This window comes from Acinetobacter sp. YH12095, from assembly GCF_013419245.1.
Lineage (GTDB): Bacteria > Pseudomonadota > Gammaproteobacteria > Pseudomonadales > Moraxellaceae > Acinetobacter > Acinetobacter towneri.
Window position 1 is genome coordinate 1 of the sequence record NZ_VPAL01000037.1, and the last position, 4,015, is coordinate 4,015.

General features: G+C 47.4%; 3 protein-coding genes and 2 pseudogenes. 1 reads left to right on the top strand and 4 read right to left on the bottom strand.

Annotated elements, in window-relative coordinates:
- Window positions 1–247 (top strand): hypothetical protein (locus FTU35_RS13585; RefSeq protein ID WP_206299284.1); only part of this gene is annotated, 247 nt, incomplete at its 5' end.
- Between the two features lie 407 nt (window positions 248–654).
- Here the strand turns inward: FTU35_RS13585 and FTU35_RS13045 are convergent.
- The 4 genes and pseudogenes from FTU35_RS13045 to FTU35_RS13060 all read right to left on the bottom strand — a co-directional run.
- On the bottom strand, window positions 655–1,197 hold the full coding sequence (locus tag FTU35_RS13045) for an AAA family ATPase (RefSeq protein ID WP_000587837.1): 543 nt from the start codon (window positions 1,195–1,197) through the stop codon (window positions 655–657).
- A gap of 12 nt (window positions 1,198–1,209) precedes the next feature.
- Window positions 1,210–2,070, bottom strand: a complete 861-nt coding sequence (gene aac(3)-IId / locus FTU35_RS13050) for an aminoglycoside N-acetyltransferase AAC(3)-IId (RefSeq protein WP_000557454.1) — start codon at window positions 2,068–2,070, stop codon at window positions 1,210–1,212.
- A 132-nt stretch (window positions 2,071–2,202) separates the two neighbouring features.
- Window positions 2,203–3,343, bottom strand: a pseudogene (locus FTU35_RS13055) (IS3-like element ISAba14 family transposase).
- Between the two features lie 205 nt (window positions 3,344–3,548).
- Window positions 3,549–4,015 (bottom strand): annotated as a pseudogene (locus FTU35_RS13060) (IS1 family transposase); the annotation flags it as partial.

Here is a 4,015-nt window from a genome sequence, read left to right on the forward strand (position 1 = left end):
AGTACCAGCGTACGGCCCACAGAATGATGTCACGCTGAAAATGCCGGCCTTTGAATGGGTTCATGTGCAGCTCCATCAGCAAAAGGGGATGATAAGTTTATCACCACCGACTATTTGCAACAGTGCCCAAAAAAGTTCGTGGTGGAGAAAAGATAAGCTATGCAAGGCTTTAGGAGACGTGGTTTTTCAGGATGACGAAGAACGATTCGGCGCTAGGTGCAACATAGGTGCATCGCACGAGCGCTAGGAACGGCGAAAAAAGGCGGACGTGGCGAAATCGGTAGACGCAGCAGACTTTAAAATTGGAGTGCCCGCGGGGAAATCCGCGGAGTAGAACCGCTCAAAGTCGGGGAACGCTAACGGGCAATACCCTAAGCCAATCCCGAGCCAAGCCCCTTCGGGGGAAGGTGTAGAGACTGGACGGGCGGCGCCTAAAGCCTTCGGGCAATGGCGAAGGGACAGTCCAGACCACGAACGTCATCAGACGGCGGCGAAAGTCGAGGTGGTACGAAAATCTGCTTCTCTGTGAGAGTACGGGTTCGAGTCCCGTCGTCCGCACCACAAAGCCAAACATCCCTGCGATGATCGACCTCTGGGCGTTTGGTCGTGAGCCCGCCACCCTCGCGCTACGCTTTGCGCAGGCGTCGAAGGCGATCAGGTGCGCCCATCGATTCCGTCGAGCACCATCGCTGCGAGTTCATCGCTGGTGTGTGCACCACTATCGAGAACACGGGTTGTGCATGGAAGCCGTTCCCTTGCGGCCAAGCATCGGGCGACATTCGCTAATCGCCACTCTCGAATCTCCGCATTTCGATTCGGGTCAGGATGCATGGTCTGGTTCGCGATCCGGTGACGCAATAGGTCCTCGTTGAGCGTCAGAAAGATGTGCAGCAGCTGATCGTCGATCCGCCTTACCCCGTCGAGTATCTCAGTCAGATAGTCCGGGTGCACGAGCGTCATTGGGATGATGATGTCCTGCGAGTAATTCCTTCGAATCTCCCTGACCGCCGCGATCGTAAGTCCCCTCCACAAGGGGAGATCCTGATAGTCTCCGCTCGCTGGCATGGGGACCGTTTCTTTCACCACGAACCCGATTTCCTCGGGGTCAAAGATCAGCGATTTGGAACGCCGATCGCGCAGCCGCTTAGCGAGCGTCGTCTTTCCGGCGCCGAAAGGTCCGTTGATCCAGATTATCATTGTCGACGGCCTCTAACCTGAAGGCTCGCAAGAGCGCTCGACGGCCTCGTGCGGAGGCACGATCGGAGTGGTTCCGAAATGCTTCTCAAGATAGGTGACGCCGAACGTCACGATGTCCTGCGCGTCGAACAGGTAGCACTGAGCAAAGCCCACGACACCTTCTCGATGGCGACCGAGCTTCACGTAAGCATTTGCTATAGTTTCAACCGCATCCGGCTTTCCTTCGATAGCAAAGCAATCGAGAATGCCGTTTGAATCGTAATCCGATGCCGTTTTCCAGGCGACTTCACCGTCTCTTCCAAGCATCGGCATCTCATACGTCACCCACCGTTTGTTGGGGATATCGGCAACCGCCTCGGCGTAGTGCAATGCGGTAACGGAGTTTAGCGGCGCACCCAACAGCAGGGCCTTCCCGCCAAGGCGAACGAACCGCTCGACGGGCGATCCTTCCCCCAAGGCGTGACCGAGTTCGTGAGGCTCCGTCAGCGTTTCAGCCAGCGGACCAACCGCGACCATCGATGCATCGGGGTGCGCGCTGCGCCGCGCGCCGGGGGCTTGAACCAGAAATTGATTCAGCAGGCCGAACCCACGGTAAGTCCCGGCTGTTGCGGGATCGAACGGCAGCCAGGTACGGCGGGCTTCGTCATCCAGCCGAGCGCCATTCAGAGTCTCCTCGTAGGGTGATCGGTCCCACGACGCGTATCCCATCACAGTGCCAGTCGGCCCAACCGCGGAGCGTAACGCGGCAACGACCGTCTCCGCTCCTCCTTCGACCGGACCAATCGCTTTAAGTGAGGCATGCACCATCAAGAGGTCACCGGTTTGGACTCCGAGTTTTTGAAGCGCCTCCGTTATTGCCTTCCGCGTATGCATCGCGATATCTCCTCTAAACTGCAAAACACTATACCTATCGAGATATCACTCTACTATACCTATCGAGATATAGAGGTGGTCCCACTTGTTTGAACAACTAAAAGCGTATTTATAAGTGATATTCCGCTCTAGTTAAGCCACCTTGTTTTGTTGGGGTAGCTGATCATAGTAAAACTCATTTGGTGTCATTTTGTCTAGACTCGAATGAGGTCGTTTCAAATTATAAAACTCAAAATATGCACTTAATTGCTTTTTCGCATCTGTGACACTGCTATAAGGAGATACACCTCTTCATATTTAACGCTCCGCCATAATCGTTCAACCATCACATTATCTACCCATCGACCTTTACCATCCATACTGATTTGAATGCCATTTGATTTCAATACATCAATAAATGCATCACTGGTAAACTGGCTGCCTTGGTCTGTATTAAATATTTCAGGTCGACCATATTTTTCAATCGCTTCATTTAAAGCCGAAATACAAAAATCCACCTCCATACTAATCGATACCCTATGCGCAAGTACCTTGCGGCTATGCCAATCAATCACAGCACATAAATAAACAAAGCCTTTTGCCATAGGGATATACGTTATATCCGTAGACCACACTTGATTACTGCGCTGAATAGCCAACCCTTTGAGCAGATATGGATATTTACGGTGAGCTTGATTAGCCTGGCTTAAATTTGGTTTGCAATATAACGCCTGAATACCCATTTTCTTCATTAAAGTACGTGTATGACGTCGTCCTATATGATGTCCTTGACGATTCAACAAATCACGCATCATACGACTGCCTGCAAAAGGATATTGCATATGTAATTCATCAATACATCGCATCAGCTTCAGATCTGATGCACTCACAGGTTTTGGGCGATAGTAATAACAACCACGGGAGACTTTCAGCAGCTTAGCTTGCTTAGATACTGAAATCTGAAGTGAGTCGTCGATTAACTTTTGTGGTTGAAGCGGCCCAGTTTCTTCAACACACCTTCTAAAAAATCAATTTCTAATGCCTGCTCACCGATTTTTGCATGTAGTTTTTTTAGATCGATGGGTGGTTCTGTTGGAGCTTTTGATTGATCGAAAGCTTGCGAGGAAGCTGAGATCAATTGATTTTTCCAGTCAATAATTTGGTTTTGATGAACATCAAACTCAGCACTCAATTCAGCAAGTGTTTTTTCTGCTTTAATCGCAGCAAGTGCTACCTTAGCTTTAAAATCATTTGAATGATTTCTTCTTGGTCTACGTGCCATAAAATACTCCATATATTGATGTTTATAACATCATTTGAGGAGCAGAATATCACTTATAGGAGTTGTTCAAATTTACGGATCCATCTCTCTAATGAAGAAATTCTAAAATTAACATAATACACCTTATACAAAATGCCCTTGTAAGCCCTTAATCAAGGGCATTTTTAGTCTCTACTTAACATAAAATTTTGGTGGTGCTTCAAAAAGTATGCTGCCTTTAAATGAAGCCATTATTGATGTAAAAGAAAAGAAGGCTAAATCAAAAGCTTTAAAATGGTTTTCAAGCTTTTTTGAAAAATTACAGCTTCTTCTGAAGCTACGCCTAATTCTATGCCTTATTTTGCAATTATTGCCTTCAATACCTACAGTAAAAAATTTACCAATACTTTGCTTACCATTTTTAAAAGCAGTGATGAAACTGTCCCAATGATCACTTGCAATTCGGGTGTAGTGAATATCTAATTGTTTAAGCTTTGTCTTCAATTGTTAGACTGTAGCTAAATCTCGTTTACCCCAAACATAAGCAACAATTTCACCTGTTTCTCGATGATAGGCGTAAATAAGCCATTGTTTATTCTTTTTATTTCCAACAAAATTCCAGAACTCATCTACTTCGAGAGATTCATAATGACTTTGCTGAGGCTGAATTTCATAGGTTGATTCAGTTAAAGTACGTAAAACTTT

Excerpts from the sequence above, each read along its gene's own strand:
- FTU35_RS13045 (WP_000587837.1), bottom strand. The coding sequence starts at position 1,197 with ATGATAATCTGGATCAACGGACCTTTCGGCGCCGGAAAGACGACGCTC.